The following is a 16,692-nucleotide window of genomic DNA, read 5'->3' as shown; positions in this document are numbered from 1 at the left end:
GCGACCGCCACCAGTCCTATGGTGGCGGCCCGCTGCGCCCGGCTACGCCGCGCTTGCGACCGCCACAGATCTGCGGGGTCACATACTGGATTGCTTACTGTAAAGTTACCCGCATGCCCGAAGCCGCCCACCTCAAGGTCGACGGGGGCATCCCCAATCGACTCGCGGATGTGGCGGACGCGTCCATCGCTTTGGAAGAGCGGGGTTATGCCGGAGGCTGGACCGCCGAAACCAACCACGACCCTTTCCTGCCCTTGCTGCTGGCCGCGGAACACACCTCGCGCCTGGAACTCGGCACCAACATTGCGGTGGCATTCGCGCGTAACCCCATGATCGTCGCCAACGTCGGGTGGGATCTGCAGGCCTACTCAAAGGGCCGGTTCATCCTCGGGCTGGGAACCCAGATACAGCCGCACATCGAAAAGCGGTTCAGCATGCCATGGAGTCATCCGGCGCGCCGGATGGCCGAATTCGTGTCCGCGTTGCGCGCCATCTGGTCGGCATGGGCGGACGGCACCAAACTTCGGTTCGAGGGAGATTTCTACACCCACAAGATCATGACTCCGATGTTCACCCCTGAGCCGCAGCCATATCCGCCGCCGAAGATCTTTCTGGCCGCGGTGGGCGAAACGATGACCGAGATGTGCGGCGAGTTGGCCGACGGTCACCTGGGGCACCCGATGGTATCCAAGCGCTACCTCGACGAGGTGACCGTGCCGGCGCTGCTGCGCGGTATGCAGCGCAATGGGCGCGACCGCGGCGACTTCGAGGTGTCGTGCGAGGTACTCATCGCCACCGGTCGCGACGACGCCGAACTGGCCACCGCGACCGCCGCGGTGCGCAAGCAGATCGCCTTTTACGGCTCCACACCGGCTTACCGCAAGGTCCTCGACCTGCACGGGTGGGGCGAGCTGCACACCGAACTGCACCGCCTGTCGCTCGCGGGAGAGTGGGACGCGATGGGATCGCTCATCGACGACGAGATGCTTGCGGCCTTCGCCGTTGTCGGACCGCTGGACACCATTGCCGCCGGGCTGAGAAACCGTTGCGAGGGCGCTATCGACCGCGTCTTGCCCATCTTTCTAAGCGCCTCCGCGCCCTGTATCACCGCCGCACTAAAGGAGTTTCACCAATGAGCGCACCGACGATGGATGAAGCCGCGAAGCTCTTGGCGGACCCGTTGGCGTACACCGACGAGCAGCGGCTGCATGCGGCGCTGACGCACCTGCGCGCCAACGCTCCGGTGTCCTGGGTCGACGTTCCGGACTACCGGCCGTTTTGGGCGATTACCAAACACGCCGATGTCATGGACATCGAACGCGACAACATGCTCTTCACCAACTGGCCGCGGCCGCTACTGACGACCGCGGCAGGCGATGAGATGCAGGCCGCCGCCGGTGTACGCACGCTGATCCATCTGGACGATCCGCAACACCGGGTCGTGCGCGCGATCGGCTCCGACTGGTTTCGCCCAAAGGCCATGCGGGCATTGAAGGTTCGTGTTGACGAGCTGGCCAAGATCTACGTTGACAAGATGATGGCCGCGGGCCCGGAATGTGATTTCGTTCAGGAGGTCGCCGTCAATTACCCGCTGTACGTGATCATGTCGCTGCTGGGACTGCCGGAGGCGGATTTTCCGCGCATGCTCACCCTGACGCAGGAGTTGTTCGGCAGCGACGACTCCGAATTCAAACGGGGGAGCACGAACGAGGATCAGCTGCCGGCGTTATTGGACATGTTCGGTTACTTCAACGGCGTGACGGAATCTCGCCGCGAGCACCCGACCGAAGACCTCGCATCGGCGATCGCGAACGCCCGCGTGGACGGCGAACCCCTATCGGACATCGACACCGTGTCTTACTACCTGATCGTGGCCACCGCCGGTCACGACACAACCAGCGCGACCATCTCCGGCGGGCTGCACGCGCTCATCGAGAATCCCGACCAGCGCAACCGATTGCGCGACAATCTCGACCTGATGCCGCTGGCCACCGAGGAGATGATCCGTTGGGTCACGCCGGTCAAGGAGTTCATGCGGACCACCGCCAAGGACACCAGCGTGCGTGGCGTGCCCATCGCGGCGGGCGATTCGGTGCTGCTGTCCTACGTTTCGGCCAACCGCGACGAGGACGTCTTCGGCGATCCGTTCCGCTTCGACGTCGGCCGGGACCCCAACAAACACCTGGCCTTCGGCTACGGTGTGCACTTTTGCATGGGGGCGGCGCTGGCCCGCATGGAAGTGAGCAGCTTCTTCTGCGAGCTGCTGCCGAGGCTCAAATCCATTGAACTGACCGGTGACCCGCAACTGGTTGCCACCACCTTCGTGGGCGGGCTCAAACATCTGCCGGTTCGTTACTCGCTGGCTTGAGCGCGGCCCCTCGATCGGAGGCCTTGCGCGCCGGTCGTGTGAGCGGTCCGCGTATCGGCGGTGCCGGCGCGGCTGCCGCTACACTCCCCGTGGAGGTCGAGTCAATGGCGCGAAGGACGATTGTCATCACCGGTGCCAGCGACGGCATCGGTGCGGCGGCGGCCCGCCGGATCAGCCGCGGCGGCGACAACGTGGTACTGGTGGGACGCTCGGAGAGCAAGACCGCGGCTGTGGCCGCGGAACTCGACGCCGACCACTTCGTCACCGACTTCGCCGACCTGTCTCAGGTGCGGTCGCTGGCGGACAAAATCCGGTCGGAGTATCCGCGCATCGACGTGCTGGGCAACAACGCCGGGGGAGTGTTCTCCAAGCCCCAGCGGACGGTCGACGGCCATGAGATGACTCTTCAAGTCAACTACCTGGCGCCGTTCTTGCTCACCACGCAGTTGCTGGACGTACTGGTCGGTTCGCGAGCCACGATCGTCAATACGTCCAGTTCGTCTCAGCGGCTATTGCGCAAAGTCAAGCTCGCAGATTTCGACGCAACCGACCGGCGCCGGCCCAGCACCGCCTACGCGTTGGCGAAGCTGGCAAATATTTTATTCACCAAGGAATTACATCGGCGCTTTTCCGCCGACGGTCTTGCGGTGGCGGTAGTCCACCCGGGTTTCGTCAATACCAATATCGGTCAATCGTCTGGCTCGCGGTTCCTGACCACCATGCAACGGACGCCGGTCAGTAGGATGATCAAATCCGCCGATCGGGGCGCCGATCAGCTGGTCTGGCTGGCGACGAGCGTCCCCGGTGTCGACTGGACGCCCGGCGAGTACTACGTGAAAGGCAAAGCCGCCAAAGCCAATCGGGTAGCCGACGATCCCGTCCTAGCCCGCGAGTTGTGGGATCACACGATGGCCAAGATCGCCTAGAAGCCGCCCACCTCGGAGGTTCGGAAATCGAGAGGAAGCCGATGCAAGGTATCCATCGCGCGGCGATCTGCACCGCCAATGTCGAACTCGCGATGAACTTCTGGCGCGACGGACCGGGATTCACAAACGGGCCGGCCCAATGAGCGCCTCGAGCGCCGTGGTGACCGGGGGTGCATCCGGGATCGGGCGAGAGGTCACTCGACGGCTGAGCGACGCCGGTCACGACGTCGTGGTGTGGGATCTGTCCGGTGGTGACATCGTCTGCGACATCAGCGATCCCGAGGCGGTGTCGGCGGCGATGGAGCGTACCGTGCGCGAGCACGGCACGCCCACCCGGTTAGTGACCTGCGCCGCGATCGGTGCATCGGGTTTGTTGCTCGAGCAGCCGATCGGAGAGTGGGAACGGGTGTTATCGACAAACCTGACCGGCACCTGGCTTACCATTCGCGCTGCGGCGCGGGCCATGATCGACGCCGGGGTCGGCGGATCGATCGTGGCGGTCTCCAGCATCAGCGGCACGGTCCCCGACCGGGACATGGGAGCCTACTGTGTCTCGAAAGCAGGGGTGAACATGCTGGTGAAGGTCGCGGCCGAAGAATGGGGCAGCCAGGGGATCCGGGTGAACGCCGTGGGTCCCGGTGTCACTCGCACACCGATGCTGCCGAATCCGGAGGCCCTGCCTGGGTGGGTGGAAGGACTTTTTGAGAGGACGGCACTGGGCGGGCTGGGCGCTGCCTCCGATGTCGCAGCCGTTATCGTGGGCGTCCTCGAATTACCCTGGGTAACAGGTCAAATCGTGCATGCCGACGGCGGCTTGGCGCTGCACAGCCCGATCGACGCGTATGGTCAACTGCAGCGGGTGCGCAACCGCCCACAATGACCTCAGGAGATCCCGAAATCGATGATGCCCCGCACTATTCTGCCGTTCAGCAAATCGTCGTAGGCGTCATTGACCTCGTCGAGGCGGTAACGCTTGGTTATCATTTCGTCGAGCTGAAGCTGGCCGGTCTCATAGAGCCGGGCCAGTCGAGAGATGTCTGCCTTCGGGTTGCACGAGCCGAATATGGTGCCGGCCAAGGTCTTGTTCATCAAAATGAAGTCCTGCAGGTCGATCTTGACCGACCGGGTCAGCTGCGAGGTCATGCCGGTGAGCACGCAGGTGCCACCCTTGCGGGTGAGTTGCACCGCGTCACGGACGTCCTCTGCGGTGATCAACGACGGTGAGACCACCACCGCGTCGGCCATCACCCCGTATGTCAGTCCCCGCACCAGATCCGACGCCTCGGCGATCGTGGCCGCGCTGTGCGTTGCACCGAAGCGCAGCGCCGACTTCTGTTTGAACTCCACCGGGTCGACCGCCACAATCTGGGCGGCGCCATTGATCCGGGCACCCTGGATCGCGCCCGTGCCGATCCCGCCGACGCCGATCACCGCGACGGTATCGCCGGCGCGCATGTTCGACCGGTTGGCGACCGAACCGTAGCCCGTGGGGATGGCACAGGACAGCAGCGCGCTCGACGTCAGTGGCAGGTGCTGCTCGATCTTGACCAGCGAGTTCGTTGACACCACAGTGTGTTCCGCGAAGGCGCCGATTTTGGCGATGTGACCCAGTCTGCGGCCGTCGGCGGTGTGGTGGCGAAAGGTGCCGTCAGTGGGCATCCCGGGGATCATGGTGCCGATCCCGATGTCGCAAAGGTATTCGATTCCACTTGCACACCAACGACATTGGCCGCACACGGCCACGAACGACATCACCACGTGGTCTCCGGGAGCGAAGTCGGTGACGCCGGGGCCGACCTCCCGCACGATGCCGGAGCCCTCATGGCCACCGATCGTCGGGAACATGGTCGGCAGCCCCATCGATCGCATCACCTCATTGGGCGCTGACATGTCGCCTTTGAGGATGTGGTCGTCGGAGTGGCACAAGCCGGCGGCTGCCATCTGCACCAGGACCTCGCCGGCCTTGGGGGGATCGAGCTCGAATTCCTCGACCGACCACGGCCCGCCGACGTCGTGCAGGATTGCTGCGCGGCTTCTCATGCGGCGGGGACGAACGTGACCGGAAGCTTGTTCGGCGATCGGAAGGTGAGCCCGACGATCCTGGACTCCTCTCCGGTTCCGTCGTCGGGTGCGAACGCGAGATGTTCGACGCGGTCCAACAGGCTGTTCAGCATGACCCGCGTTTCCAGCCGGGCCAGGTGCATGCCGAGGCACATGTGGATACCGCCGGCGAAGGCGATGTGGGATTGGCGCGGCCGGCCGATGTCGAACCTTTCGGGATCGGTCCAGCGGCTCTCGTCGCGATTGGCCGAGCCCATACACATGTCGATCTGGGCCTCAGCCGGGATTGTCTTACCGCCGATCTCGACCTCCTCGGTCGTGGTGCGCGTGACCATGGTCAGTGGCGTTTCGAACCGGAGGCCTTCCTCGATCGCCATTGGGATCAAGGACCGGTCCTCGGTGACCATCGCCAACTGCTCGGGGTGGGTCAGCAGCAGGTACAGAAGGTTGCCCGACGAGCGGTAGGTGGTCTCCAGTCCGGCCGGCAGCAGCAATCGCAGGAAGGCGATGATGGCCTCGTCGGTGAGCTTATCCCCGTCGATCTCGGCGGCCACGAGGTCGCCGATGATGTCATCGGTGGGCTTGCGCCGGCGCTGCTCGACCTGTTTGAGGAAGTAGTCGTAGAGTTCCGCGGCGGCGTTCAATCCCGCCACGATGTCCGTCGGGATCGAGATCAGATCAAGGGACTGCCGCCGGAAGAAATCCAGATCTTCGGCGGGCAGACCGAGCAGCGTCGAGATGATCCGCGTGGGGAATTCGAAAGTCACCGCCTTCACCAGATCGGCGTACCCATCGTCCTTGATTTCGTCGACCAGCTGATCGCACACCGGCCCGATGACCGACGGTTCCCAGCGCTCCAGCGCGGTCGCCCGGAACGCCTTGGCCACCAGGTTGCGGTGGTCGTGGTGTTCCCTGCCGCCCATCGCCAGGATGGTGTGTCCCATCACCAGCCCGATCGTCTTGTCGTAGGCGGCCGACGTGAAGATCCGGTCGTCGCGAAAGGCCTGGGCTACACCGTCGTAATTGAACAGCACCCACTCGTCGCTGGGCCGCAGCTCTTCCGGCAATTGGCTGTTATCGCTGAGCGAACCGTGCCACACCGGGTCGGTGTGCCGCATGTGTTCAAAGAACGGGTAGGGACTGGTCTCACCGGTGAAATCGAGTGAGGGTACAACAGGCTGACCACTCGGGTCGGCGCTGAGCGTCATCTGCGCTCCTCCTGAACAACCGATAAGGCCGTTCCGCGGACCGCATTGCGAGCGCCCGCGAGATCCACGGCGGGTTAGATCGAGCTGAAAATAGCTATCATAGTATAGATAGCAACGAAGCCCAATGTCTTGGATGGCCGAGCCGAACGCGGCCATCTCGGCTCTGCCGAAAACCTCCTGCGTAGGGCCGGTTTCCTCCGCAACTTCCGGGTCGCCCGGCGCGCTTCGCGACGCCGGGCACCCGGTGTGTGTCAGCACCTAAAAGCGCAGGTCTACCTTGAAAGTGGTTTCCGGTAAGCCGCACCTTCTGGGACCGCCGATGAGCCAGCACGACGAGCCCGAAAAACGAGTTGATATGACCCAGACCAATTTGGCCCGGCCGCACGGCCTTAGCCGCATCGATCCGGTGTTGCGCGATGCCGCCGTAAAGTTGGGCGCCTTCGAATTCCGCGCCGAGACGCTGCCGGCCGAGCGGGAACACGCCAATCTGCTGGCCGCGCAGCGCGCCGCGGCCGCCGATACCACTGGGGTCTGGATCGAATCGCGATCCATCACCGGTCCGGACGGTCAGCGGCTGGGCCTGCGTCTGTATCGCGGGCGCACCGAATCCTCCGCGCCGCTGGTGCTGTATGCCCACGGCGGCGGATTCGTTACCGGGAACCTGGAAACCGACCATGCGCACTGCGTGGAGCTGGCGCGTGACGGCGATTGCCTGGTGGTTTCGGTCGATTACCGGCTGGCCCCCGAAAATCCGTGCCCGGCCGCGCTCGACGATGTCGAGGCGGCCTTCCGTTACGCCGTCGAGAACAGCGCGGAGCTGGACGCCGACGCCGGCCGCATCGCGGTGATGGGCCGCGATGCCGGCGCGGCACTGGTCGCGGGTCTGACCCAGCGCATGTTCGACCAGGAAGGGCCGGCGATCCTGATGCAGATCCTGCACCAGCCGATGCTCGATTCGGATGCCACGCCGTCACGCCGCGAATTCCAGCGAACCCCCGGTCTGAACGGCCCGGCCGTGAGCCGGGCATGGAGCCACTACCTGGGCCACGCCAGCGCCAACGGCCAGCACGTCCCCGCGCACCGGGCCAACCTCGAAGGCCTGCCGCCCACATTCATCAGCTGCTCCGAGATCGATCCGTGCCGCGACGAGGCCATCGACTATGCCAACCGGCTCTTGCACGCCTACGTGCACACCGAATTGCACGTGATCGCCGCGACCTTCAACGGCTTCGACTCGATGGTCCCCGATTGGGTTGTTTCACAGGAGAATCGGGCGTTGCACGCGCAGGCGGTGCGCCGCATGTTCGCGATGTAGCGCAACCGCGTTGCGGCGACCCTGGCGGTGTGTCGTATCTCGTGGTCGCGTGACTCGTCCCGGTTTTTACCGACTGAACTCCGGTATCTCTTACCGTATTGCACGTTGCTAACATCAGAATCGCCAGCCAACCGAGGACCGATCGGGCGGATGATCAAATACGCAAACCGTTTCCGTTGCAGCCGCAGCGATCGAATGTCAAGAAGGATCCCCTCGGCACTATGACCACCCTCGACTCTCCGGAAAAAATTCTCTTCACGTCGACCACCCAAGCGTTCCTGGAAAAGGAAGCGCCGCTGCGCCGAGTTCGGGAGCTGCACGCCGCAGGTAAGTCATTCGACCCCGCGTGGTGGCAACGCGCGGCGGAGCTCGGCTGGACGGGTCTGCTCGTGCCGGAGGAGTTGGGCGGCGGAAGCGTTTCGGAGAACGGCTTCGCCGATCTGGCGATGGTCGCCGAACAACTCGGCAAGACAGTCGCGCCCGGACCGCTGTACCCGGTCAGCACCGTGCTGGCCGGACTTGTCGAGTGCGCAAACTCCGACGAGCACGCCGAAGCCATCGAGGCGCTGATATCGGGCGAAAAGGTGGCGTCATGGGCGGTCTATGAGCCGGGCAAGGGTTGGGCACCGCTGCAGCCATCGGTCACGGCCACCCAAACCGACGTCGGCTACCGCATCGACGGTGTCAAAGACCGCGTCGAAGCGGGCGCCCAGAGCGCGGCGCTGCTGGTAGTGGCGCGCAGCGGCACCGATCCCGCCGAGATTTGCCAGTTTCTTGTTCCGACGGACACGCCGGGGGTCCGCATAGAGCCGCAGCAGTCGGTCGATCTGGTCAAGCAGTACGCCCGGGTGTACTTCGACGGTGTCGTGGTGCCAAGGTCGGCGGCCGTCGGAGCTGCCGACGAGACGGCTGCACTCGTCGATCGACAAAGCCAGATCGCCCAGGTGCTGCAATGCGCCGAAGTGATCGGTGCCCTGCAGACCGTATTCGACCTCACCGTGCAGTGGGCGCTGGACCGACACACCTTCGGCCGTCCGTTGGCGTCGTACCAGGCCCTCAAACACAAATTCGCCGACATGAAGCTCTGGCTGGAAGCCTGCCGCGCCACCACGTCGGTGGCGGTCGCCGCCGTGGCCGCCCGCGCGCCGGAAGCGAAGTTGTCAGCCAGCATCGCCAAGTCCTACGTGGGCGAGATGGCGGGTCAGATCGTGCACGGGTGCGTGCAGATGCACGGTGGCATCGGCGTCACCTGGGAACACGACCTGCACCTCTATCTCCGACGGATCACCTTATACCGCAACATGTTTGGCACTCCAGAGGAACATAATCTGCGGGTATACGAGTTCGAGAAGGCGGGTCGCTCCGCGAAATGACCAAGAACCGATGACGTCGACCGAGTCCGTTGCGCAGTTCGCCGCCCGGGCCAGGGCATGGCTGGCCGACAACATGCCGGCCATCGACAGCGAGGCACCGCCCGCCGCCCCGCGCGATGAGGAGCGATCGTGGCTGCGGGCCAGGAAACTGCAAAAGCGGTTATACGACGGCGGATTCGCCGGCATCTGCTTTCCCCGCGAATACGGCGGCCTCGGGCTGGACTACGAATACCAGCAGGCATTCGACGCCGAATCCCTCACATACGAGATGCCGTTGATTCTCAACATCCCTACGTTCACGATCTGCTGCGCCACACTGCTCGACACCGGCAGCGAAGAGCAGAAGAAGAAGCACATCGCCGCCGCGCTACGCGGCGAGGAGGTGCTGGTCCAGCTGCTGAGTGAACCCAGCGGTGGATCGGACCTGGCGGGCGTCCTCACCCGGGCGGAGCGGCGTGGTGACCGTTGGATCATCAACGGCGCCAAGACCTGGAGCACGAGCGCGTTCGCCGCCGATTACGGCCTATGTCTGGCCCGCACCAACTGGGACGCGCCCAAGCACGAGGGTCTGACGATGTTCCTAGTGCCCATCGCCCATCCCGGAATCACATTGCGGCGGATCACGATGCTGACCGGTTCGACCGAGTTCTGCGAGGAGTTCCTCGACGATGTCGACGTCGGGGATGACGCCGTCGTCGGCGAGGTCGACGGCGGCTGGGCGGTGGCATCCCGGCAGCTGTATCACGAACGTCGGGCGGTGGGGCAGGGGTCCGAGTTCGCCAGCGGCAGCGGCAGCGAGGGCGGCAATGCGATTCCGGTCGACTACGTGGCGCTAGCGGAGAAGACCGGGCAGGCCGACAACGAACGCGTGCTCGAGATGGCCGGTCGCGCCCTGGTGCACCGTGCGGTAGCCGAGCAGCTGATCGGACACGTGTATCGCAGCGTCAGAGACGGTGTGCTGCCGCCGGCCGCCGGGACGCTCATCCGGCTGTTCCACTCCGAGGCCACGACCACCGGCATCGACACGGCCCTGGCTATCGCCGGAAGTGCCGGCGTTGTGGGGGAACAGGGCACCGGACTCGAAACGGGCCTGCGGTATCTATCCCGCCAGACCGTGGCCATCGGCGGCGGCACCACCGAGATGGCCCGCAACGTCATCGGCGAGCGGGTGCTGGGCTTCCCGCGAGAATACGCCGCCGATCGCGGGGTGCCGTTCAACCAGGTGCGGCACGGCGAACGGACCGACCGTGCCTAACCCTCGGCAACGAGGTTCTCGACGAGGCCGCTGACCACCGGGAGCTGCACCAGCGACAGGACGTGGTGTGCGGGGGTTCCCGGTGACGCCACCAGCACGTACTCGCTGCCCTGTCGGTGCGCTCGCTCGCGCGCCGCGGCCAGCGCGCTGAGGCCCGCCGACCCGAGGTGGGTGACCGCGCTGAGATCGACCGTCAAAGGCGCGATACCGGAACGGCTTTCGACTGCGATCTGACGGTCCAGGATGATCGCGGTGTTGGAGTCGACGTCGCCCGTGACGACGATGCGCCCCGGTTCGCTGACCTCGCAGACGAATTCTGCATTGATTGACCGCCGATGGGTCGTCTGGACGGCGGGCGCGTATGTGACGAAAGTCGCCGGCCGCGCGAGTCGGTGCGTCACGCTGGCGGTCGTCCCATCGGCTCCATGGCTGACGTGCGCCTCCGACACCAGCGCCTCGGCCATCGCGAGGCCGCGTCCCCGGCCGGCCTCGCCCTCGCGGTGATCCTTCCACCGTCCATGGTCGGTCACCGAGGCGTGCAGGTTGCCATCGCCGGACAGCTTCGCCTCGACGACAACGCCGTCGGGAACCTCTGTGCCATAACCGTGCTCGACCGCATTCTCGACGAACTCCGATACGGCGTGCACCACATCGGAGATGTCGTCGCTATCGGCCCCGATCTCCGACAGCCATTGCCTCAGGCGGGATCGAACCGTACGTGCGGCCCGGATGGTCGCATCCAGTGTCAGGTGCAGCGGCGCGGGTGGGGTCCGGCGTTGCGCCGCAAGGAGTGTCACGTCGTCGCTGTAGCCCGTGGGGCGCAGCAGAAATTCCAGCGTCTCCGAGCAGATCCGGTCGATCGGCCGTACCGCCGACTCGATGACGAAGCCGCGCTGGCCGCCGACGATATTTGCGGTCAGTTCGGCGAATTCGGCGGTGCTGGCGCCCAGTGGCCGGCCGGGCCTCTCGATCAGGCCGTCGGTGTACAGCAGGATCGAGTCGCCCACGTCAAGGAATTCGGCGCGTATCGGAAAGCCGGTGCCGCTGCCCAGCGGGCCCGCCCCGGAAGGCTCGAGATAGCGGGCGGTGGCGTCCGCGGCCACCAGCAGGGGCGGCGGGTGTCCTGCGGTGCAATAGCGGAATTCTCCGGTGTCGAAGTCGAGTGAAGCGACGCAGATCGTGGCCATGTTCGAACCGGGGACGTGCTTGCGGAATCGATCGACCGCTTCGAGCGCTTCGGCGATGGGATATCCCGACAGGACCTGCATCCGCAGCGCGGTCCGCAGCTGAGACATCGCCGCCGCCGCTTTGACGCCGTGGCCGACCACGTCCCCGACGGCGAGCACCAGCCGGTCCCCGAGGGGTATCGCGTCAAACCAGTCGCCGCCGGCCGCGGTGTCGTCGGCGGCGACGAGGTACTGCGCGCTCACGTCCGCGCCGGGAACGATCGGCACCGACGGCGCCAATAGCGCCTGCTGCATGATGGTGGCGGAATCGCGGACGTTGCGATACCGCTCGGACAGCTCCTCGAGACGTGCCTCGGCGGCGATCCGCATCTGCACCCGGCTGGTGACGTCGACGAAGGCCAGCTGTACGCCCTCGACCGAGCCGTCCTCTGCTCGTCGCGGTGTGACGATGAAGTCGAAGAAGCGCTCCTGCGCGCGGCCCGCGCCTTCGAAGTCTGCCTGCACCCGCCATTCGGAACCCGATTGCGGCTCACCCGTTTGGTACACCCGGTCGAACATCTGAAAAATTTGTTGGCTCTCCAGCTCGGGATAAACCTCGCGTGCAAGTAGCCCAATTGGGTCGATCGGCGGGCCGAGCGCGCGGTAAGCCGCATTGACCGCGACAAATCGGTGGTCGGGCCCCTCGAGTCCGACCAACAGCGCGGGAACATTCTCGAAGACGCGGCGTACGTCGCCTGCCGCACCGACGGTTCTGTCCCAGTCGTTTTCGGCCACCATCTGGCCGTTCCTCCTAGCGGCTTCCGGGCAGCCCCGCAAAGCTGGGCCGAGTAGAAAACCGGGTCAAATGGCTGACCTATTCGGACACGCAGTTATTCAGATTAGCAATGGTTGTTGCATGCGTATTGCACCGGTTTGATAGCTGCCTGCGGGGTGCCGGCGAATTAGGTGGCAAATGAATTGACGGCTGCGAAAATCGACGACCTGTCAAAGCGCGCGCAGGCCGTTTGTGGCCGGATAGGGCGGGTATCTCGCAGTCGTGGCCAATCTCGTGGCGCGACGTACGACGGCGCTTTGGCGGCGTCTCCTATCGTCACGGGTGCTTACCCTGAACGGCTGGGTGGCGTTCAACCTGCCCCGGACGGTGACCGCGCTGGGCGGGGCGTTACTGACCGGTCTGGTCGCGGTGCACGTTTACGTGCTGATCAAAGAGCCGGACGTGCCCGGATATTTCGTCGCCTACGTGTTGGCGCTGGCATTGGCGTGCCTGACCGCGGCGAGTGCCACGGTGGTCGGCATCAGAGCCGCTGTGCCCCAGGCCGGTTGGTATCTCGGCAGCTTGGTCTGCTTGGCGTTTCTCAGCGTGTATCTGATCACCCGCTGGGTCAGCCTGCCGGGGCTCGCCACGGTGACCGGCCGATGGGACTTCGCACCCGGAACATTGGGGATGGCTTGTGCGGCAGGGTTTATCGCCGTGCACACGACCGTGCTGTCGGGCATCAACGTGGCCTACCCGCGACGCCGGCAGTGGTACGACTGACAGGGCTGGGACATGACGACGTTGGACTATCCGGTATGGCTGCGCATCGATCATTGGCTGAACGTTCTGTTCGTGACCCTGATCCTGCGAAGTGGTCTCGAGATTCTGGCCACCCACCCGAAGTTGTACTGGCACGACGACAGCAGGCCGGGCTCGGAATGGGCACGATTCACCCGAAAGGTGATGCCACGCGACAAGATCTACGACACCCTCGACGAGGAAGAGGACTACAGCCCGTTCATCTCGCTGCCCGGCCGCGCGCAGCTCGGAGTGGGGCGCCACTGGCACTTCTTCGTGGTCATCGGCTGGATTCTGCTGGGGCTGTCTTACTACATCTTGCTGTTCGCAACCGGGCAATGGCATCGCTACTGGCCCGCCTCATGGTCGATCTTTCCCGAAGCATGGGACGACATCGTTACCTACCTGACGTTCAATTTGCCGCCGGTGTTGCCCGGTGAGCCGTTGGACGCCATTCAGAAGCTGACCTACGCCGGCGTCATCTTTGTCCTTGCACCGTTTCAGATCCTGACCGGCGCCGCGCAGTCTCCGGCCATCGAGGCACGGTTCCCGTGGTACGTCCAAATGTGGGGCGGTCGCCAATGGGCCCGAAGCCTGCACTTCTTCGGCCTACTCGTCTTCCTGGTCTTCATCGTGATTCACCTGTCGATGATTTTCTTCTGGGGTTGGGGCAGGCTCACCGCGTCGATGATTTTCGGCGCGGTCCGCAATACGTATTGGGCGACGGCCATCTCCCTGCTGATCATTACGGCGATCGTCGCCGTCCATGTCGCGGCGACGATCTGGAGTCTTCGCAACCCACGGTCGGTACAGCGCGTGCTGGGCGCGGTTGTCACCGCGGTTCGCCTGCTGTTGCTGCGCCCGCTGAATTCACGGCAGAACTATCCGGCGCACAAGATCTCCAAGCAGCACCGGATCAACGGAAAGCCGCCCACCAGCACGGAATACAAAGTGATGGCGGTGCACAATTTCGTGGACTGGCGGCTGCGGGTCGGCGGGTTGGTGGAGAACCCGGTGACCCTGGATCTCAGTGCGCTGCGCGCGCTGGCCGAGTCCGAAACGCAATGTGTGCTGCACAATTGCGTTCAGGGCTGGACCAGCATCGGCGAATGGACCGGAGTTCATTTGAGTCAGCTCGTGGACTTGGTGCGACCGCTGCCACAAGCGCGCTACATCTGCTTTTTGACCATGCAGGACAACAGCACCGACGAGCCGGCGTCACATGGCGGAGGTCAGTTCTATGAGGTGCTCGACCTCGAGTTCGCCGACAAGCCGCAGACTCTGCTCGCTTACGAGATGAATGGCGCACCGCTGCCCATCAAGCACGGTGCGCCCCTGCGCCTACGGGTGGAAACCCAGGTCGGTTTCAAAATGGCCAAGTGGATCAACCAGATCGAATTCGTCGAGGACTATGCCGGGATCGGCATGGGCACAGGCGGTTGGCGTGAGGATCGCGTCTACTACGACAAGGACGTGGAAATCTGAGATGACCGAACGGGTGATCGACGGAATCGGGTCACGGCCTGAGCTGATCAGCTTGGACACGGTGGCACACCATCGCGTGCTCGAGCAGATCGCGGCGAAGGGCGGACATTGCGAAGCATGCGGCGCAACGGATTTCGCCGTCGGTGATGCGCTCTATCTGGGTTTTCTGTTCTTGAACGAAGATGTTGATGCGTACATGGTGGCCCTGACCTGTCGCAACCCGGACTGTCCCAAGCCGCGGACCGCGATCACGTTGCGCGACATGGAGTTTCTCACCTACGCAGCAAGTTCGGGCGCTTCCGGAGGCGACGCCCCCCGCTAGCCTGACCGTCCGCCGATCCCGGAAGTCGCGGCCGAGCCAGGTCGAATCGCTCTACCAGCGGAGCCAACTCGCGAAGCTGGTCGCACAGCGATCGAAACCGCTGCCGATCGTCGTTGCCGAGTTGCCCCAGCGAATCGTAATAGGCCATGCGCGGCAGTCGTCCCGCAAGCGCGGCGCCCCACCTGATGCTCAGGTCGTAGATCTCTTCGTCGTCGACGTCGTCACGCTGTCCGAGGTGTTGGAGCGCCTCGATCTGCTCGGTGAGGAACGCGACGTCGTCATCGATACTGACCAGCGAGCGGCCTTCTGATGCCACGCTCATCAGCCCCTTCCTTGGCCCGGGGACGCTCATGCCGACGAGTACCCGACGGCGGTCCGGCTACACCGAACCGCCGTCGGGCAACGATCAGGCCGACACCGGCTTTTTGGCCGGCGCGGAAACCTTCATGAGCTTCATCAGGTTGCCGCCCATGATCTTGGCGACGTCCTCTTCGGAGAAATCGGTGAGTTCGTCGACGAAGGTGATGGGGTCTTTCAGGCCCTCGGGGTGGGGCCAGTCGGAGCCGAACATCACCCGGTCGGTGCCGACCATGTTTACGATCTCGGTGAACCGGTCCTCCCAGAACGGGGTGATGTACACGCACCGCTTGAACGCGTCAATCGGGTTCTCGCTGAACGCTTGTGGCATCTTCTTGTAGACGCCCTTGAGTCCCTTGAACAGATCCGGCACCCAGTCCGCGCCGTTCTCGATCGACAGGATGCGCAGTTCCGGGTTGCGGGACAAGGCGCCGTGGCACACCAGCGCACCCATCGCGTCGATGATCGGCCGGTGGCCCATCACCAGGCTGCGGAAGGGGGTCGGCTTGAACGGCAGGAACTCGTCGCCGGGCTCCCACACGTTGGCGAATTCCGAGTAACCGCTGTCGGACGCGTGCATCGACACCGGGATGCCGGCCTTTATGCAGGCCTGCCAGAACGGGTCGAACTCCTCGAGGCCGAACGATCGGCTGCCCTTGTAGCCGGGAACCGGCGCCGGGCGCACCAGGACGGTGCGGGCGCCGCGCTCGAGGACCCATTCGAGTTCTTCGAGCGCCCGCTCGACGATCGGCAGGGTGATCACCGGGGTGGCGAAGATGCGGTCCTGGTAGTTGAACGACCACTGCTCGTGCATCCACTGGTTCAGCGCGTGGATGACGTCGTGGGTCATCTCCGGGTCGTCCTTCATGCGCTCCTCGACCAGGCTGGCCAGCGTCGGGAACATCAGGGCGTAGTCGATGCCCAGCTCGTCCATGACCTCGAGGCGCGCGCCGGGTTCGCGGAAGGCGGGGATGGCCTTCATCGGCTCCCCGAGAATTTCGCGGTAGCTCTTGCCCTGCGCGCCGTTGCGGAAGTAGTCCTCCTGGGCGCCCGGCTTGGCGACCTTCTCGAAGGTCGGGTTGGGGATGTACTCGCTGATGTGGCCGCGCACAACAATTTTGGTGCGACCGCGTACCTGCACGTAGTCGATGACGTGCTTGCGCTTGTCCGGAAGGTATTTGGTCAGCGCTTCCTGCGGCTCGTACATGTGGTTGTCGGCGTCGAACACGGGGAAGGAAAGTTCGCGAGAGGGCATGGCGATCTCCTTGCAAAGTCCTAGA

Annotated in this window: 15 protein-coding genes; 10 read left to right on the top strand and 5 right to left on the bottom strand. The window is 64.5% G+C overall.

The features are described from left to right. The first annotated feature begins 113 nt into the window (after nt 1-113). The 4 genes from A5686_RS19615 (at nt 114) to A5686_RS19600 (ending at nt 4,174) form a co-directional block, all read left to right on the top strand. The gene (locus tag A5686_RS19615) at nt 114-1,136 is read left to right on the top strand and encodes an LLM class F420-dependent oxidoreductase (RefSeq protein ID WP_067937735.1); all 1,023 of its coding nucleotides are present in this window, start codon (nt 114-116) and stop codon (nt 1,134-1,136) included. Between the two features lie 11 nt (nt 1,137-1,147). Next, a complete protein-coding gene (locus tag A5686_RS19610; protein ID WP_067937733.1) occupies nt 1,148-2,368 on the top strand; it encodes a cytochrome P450 in 1,221 nt (406 codons plus the stop codon). Nucleotides 2,369-2,472: 104 nt separating this feature from the next. Then, complete coding sequence (locus A5686_RS19605; protein ID WP_067937840.1) at nt 2,473-3,294, top strand: SDR family NAD(P)-dependent oxidoreductase; 822 nt, start codon at nt 2,473-2,475, stop codon at nt 3,292-3,294. Nucleotides 3,295-3,433: 139 nt separating this feature from the next. Then, nucleotides 3,434-4,174, top strand: coding sequence for an SDR family NAD(P)-dependent oxidoreductase (locus A5686_RS19600; protein ID WP_067937731.1), 741 nt, complete (start codon nt 3,434-3,436; stop codon nt 4,172-4,174). A gap of 2 nt (nt 4,175-4,176) precedes the next feature. Here A5686_RS19600 and A5686_RS19595 read toward each other — a convergent pair whose 3' ends face one another. Both A5686_RS19595 and A5686_RS19590 read right to left on the bottom strand, forming a co-directional pair. Next, nucleotides 4,177-5,334, bottom strand: coding sequence for a Zn-dependent alcohol dehydrogenase (locus tag A5686_RS19595; RefSeq protein WP_067937729.1), 1,158 nt, complete (start codon nt 5,332-5,334; stop codon nt 4,177-4,179). After that, entirely contained in the window at nt 5,331-6,563 is a 1,233-nt protein-coding gene (locus A5686_RS19590; RefSeq protein ID WP_067937727.1) for a cytochrome P450, read from the bottom strand. Before A5686_RS19590 ends, A5686_RS19595 begins: the two co-directional genes overlap by 4 nt. A gap of 355 nt (nt 6,564-6,918) precedes the next feature. On the opposite strand from A5686_RS19590, the gene A5686_RS19585 reads away from it, so the two are divergent. The 3 genes from A5686_RS19585 to A5686_RS19575 all read left to right on the top strand — a co-directional run bounded on the left by A5686_RS19585 (nt 6,919) and on the right by A5686_RS19575 (nt 10,506). Next, entirely contained in the window at nt 6,919-7,878 is a 960-nt protein-coding gene (locus A5686_RS19585; RefSeq protein WP_067937725.1) for an alpha/beta hydrolase, read from the top strand. A 221-nt stretch (nt 7,879-8,099) separates the two neighbouring features. Continuing rightward, entirely contained in the window at nt 8,100-9,251 is a 1,152-nt protein-coding gene (locus tag A5686_RS19580; protein WP_067937723.1) for an acyl-CoA dehydrogenase family protein, read from the top strand. A gap of 10 nt (nt 9,252-9,261) precedes the next feature. Further along, nucleotides 9,262-10,506, top strand: coding sequence for an acyl-CoA dehydrogenase family protein (locus tag A5686_RS19575; RefSeq protein WP_067937721.1), 1,245 nt, complete (start codon nt 9,262-9,264; stop codon nt 10,504-10,506). Here the strand turns inward: A5686_RS19575 and A5686_RS19570 are convergent. Further along, the gene (locus A5686_RS19570) at nt 10,503-12,470 is read right to left on the bottom strand and encodes a SpoIIE family protein phosphatase (RefSeq protein WP_067937719.1); all 1,968 of its coding nucleotides are present in this window, start codon (nt 12,468-12,470) and stop codon (nt 10,503-10,505) included. The genes A5686_RS19575 and A5686_RS19570 overlap by 4 nt on opposite strands. 259 nt (nt 12,471-12,729) lie before the next feature. Here A5686_RS19570 and A5686_RS19565 point away from each other — a divergent pair, with 259 nt between their 5' ends. Genes A5686_RS19565 through A5686_RS19555 form a run of 3 tightly spaced genes read left to right on the top strand, consistent with a single transcriptional unit; the run spans nt 12,730 to nt 15,055 of the window. Next, nucleotides 12,730-13,230, top strand: coding sequence for an oxidoreductase (locus A5686_RS19565; RefSeq protein ID WP_067937716.1), 501 nt, complete (start codon nt 12,730-12,732; stop codon nt 13,228-13,230). A gap of 12 nt (nt 13,231-13,242) precedes the next feature. Continuing rightward, nucleotides 13,243-14,733, top strand: a complete 1,491-nt coding sequence (locus A5686_RS19560; RefSeq protein WP_067937714.1) for a molybdopterin-dependent oxidoreductase — start codon at nt 13,243-13,245, stop codon at nt 14,731-14,733. 1 nt (nt 14,734) lies between these two features. After that, entirely contained in the window at nt 14,735-15,055 is a 321-nt protein-coding gene (locus A5686_RS19555) for a hypothetical protein (RefSeq protein WP_067937712.1), read from the top strand. Here the strand turns inward: A5686_RS19555 and A5686_RS19550 are convergent. Together A5686_RS19550 and A5686_RS19545 are read right to left on the bottom strand one after the other, a co-directional pair. Beyond that, nucleotides 15,006-15,371, bottom strand: a complete 366-nt coding sequence (locus A5686_RS19550) for a hypothetical protein (RefSeq protein WP_067937838.1) — start codon at nt 15,369-15,371, stop codon at nt 15,006-15,008. The genes A5686_RS19555 and A5686_RS19550 overlap by 50 nt on opposite strands. Nucleotides 15,372-15,461: 90 nt before the next feature. Continuing rightward, entirely contained in the window at nt 15,462-16,667 is a 1,206-nt protein-coding gene (locus tag A5686_RS19545; RefSeq protein WP_067937710.1) for an amidohydrolase family protein, read from the bottom strand. Nucleotides 16,668-16,692: the final 25 nt, after the last annotated feature.

It is taken from the genome of Mycobacterium sp. E2479 (assembly GCF_001667925.1).
Taxonomy (GTDB): domain Bacteria; phylum Actinomycetota; class Actinomycetes; order Mycobacteriales; family Mycobacteriaceae; genus Mycobacterium.
Note: the sequence above shows the minus strand (reverse complement) of the source record. Positions and strands in the feature narration are given on the sequence as shown.